This window comes from Actinotalea ferrariae (genome assembly GCF_019733465.1).
Classification (GTDB): Bacteria; Actinomycetota; Actinomycetes; order Actinomycetales; family Cellulomonadaceae; genus Actinotalea; species Actinotalea ferrariae_A.
Window position 1 is genome coordinate 1 of sequence record NZ_JACVQL010000353.1, and the last position, 1,645, is coordinate 1,645.

General features: G+C 78.4%; 2 protein-coding genes. One reads left to right on the forward strand and one right to left on the reverse strand.

The window, feature by feature from the left end:
- Positions 1-204: hypothetical protein (locus ICW40_RS19620; RefSeq protein WP_221655664.1), on the forward strand; the 204-nt coding region annotated here is incomplete at its 5' end.
- Between the two features lie 122 nt (positions 205-326).
- Here the strand turns inward: ICW40_RS19620 and ICW40_RS19625 are convergent.
- The coding region (locus tag ICW40_RS19625; protein WP_221655665.1) for an RDD family protein at positions 327-1,645 on the reverse strand (1,319 nt) is incomplete at its 5' end.

Below are 1,645 nucleotides of genomic sequence, written 5' to 3' on the forward strand. Positions count from 1 at the left end.
CCGATGGGCGGCGGCGGCGGCGCAGCCGGCGGGTCGTCCAAGCGGCGCCGCGGCGCCGGCGGCGGCTACCTGGCGCCCGATGTCGAGGTCGAGGGTGAGCAGGCTGCCGCAGCGCTCGGCGCGGGCGCCCGTGCAGGCGCACGCGGCCAGCGGCCCGCCCCCGCCCAGGTCGTCGAGGACGTGGAGCCCGACGACAGCTGGTGACCACCTGACATGAGCCCGGGCTCCCCCACGGGGTGCCCGGGCTCAGTCGTCCTCGCCCGGTCGCGGCTCAGCCGCCGGTGACGGCGTCCCGGGTCGTGCGCACCGGTCGTGCGCCCGGACCGTCAGGCGTAGGGCTGGACGGTGAAGGTGCGGTCGCCGAGGCGGACGGTGCCGCCGTCCGGCACGGGCAGACGCTCGCCGGGTGCGCCGGCGACCGCCGTGCCGTCCGGGCCGAGCACCGCGGTGCCGTTGGCCGAGCCGTTGTCGGCGACCCAGAACCCGTGCTGGTCGATGCCGAACTTGGCGTGCGTCCGTGACAGCGAGCGGCCCGGGTCGTCGATCTCGATGACGTGGTCGACCCGCTCCCCCGCCGGCGCCTGCGGTCGGCGCCCGACGTAGCCGGGCCCCGACACGGACATGGCCCGGCCGTCGTCGAGCGTGACGACGTACGAGGTCGCTGGCGTCGGGCGCGTGGGCACAGGTGTTGCCGGTACAGGTGTGGCCGGTACATCGGCGGCCGGCACAGCGGTGGCCGGCACAGCGGTGGCCGGCACAGGTGGGGCCGGCACAGGCGCGGCCGGCACACCTGCCTCGACGGCCGGCGGCGGCGGCGGGGGCGATCCCGCTGTGGCGCCGACGGCCGGTCGCTGCTCCGGCACGGTCGGAACAGGCGTCGTCGGCACAGGCGTCGTCGGCACAGGCGTGGCGGGCACAGGCGTGGCCGGAGTACCGCTCGCCGGCGTCCGCGGGGTGGGCACGGAGCCGGTCGCCGCGGTCGGCGGGGGCGGCGGAGGAGGCGGCGTCTGCGGCACGGCACCCTGCGGCGCCGGACCGCCCACCACGGGGTACGGCTGGCCCGCGTGGACGTCGGGCACGCCAGCGGCCGGTGCGGCGCCTTCCGCACCGGGCGCGGCTCCGGTGACGACGGGCGCCTGGAACGCGACCGGGGCCTCCTCGCGGCGCAGGGCCCGGATGTCGACCACGACGGTGCCCGCGAGCTTGTCGTGCCAGCCCTGGCGTCGACCGGACGCGTCGAACGCCGACGACGCCACCACGAGCCACTGCCCGAGCCCGGCGACGACGTGGCCGCCGGCCAGGACGAGCGCGCGCGCGACCGAACGCCCGAGGCCCGGGGCGTAGGGCAGGTCCTCCTGCGCCGAACGCAGGCCGAGCACCGTGTTCCCCACGGTGCGTCCGCTCCGCGCCTCCCAGACGACGAGCCCGGCGGCCACCTCGACGGCAGCGAGACCGGCGTACACGAGGCTGCGGGTGAACCACCACACGGCACCCGCGACGACGAGCGCGACGGCGAGGTCGATCGCGTAGGCGGCGACGCGGCGGCCGGCTCGGGCCGGCGAGACGCCGTCGAAGGCGGCGCCGAGCGGGTTGGCCGACGGGCCGGCGACGGGCATGGCGCTGACGGCCCGCCACGCGTCGCCGG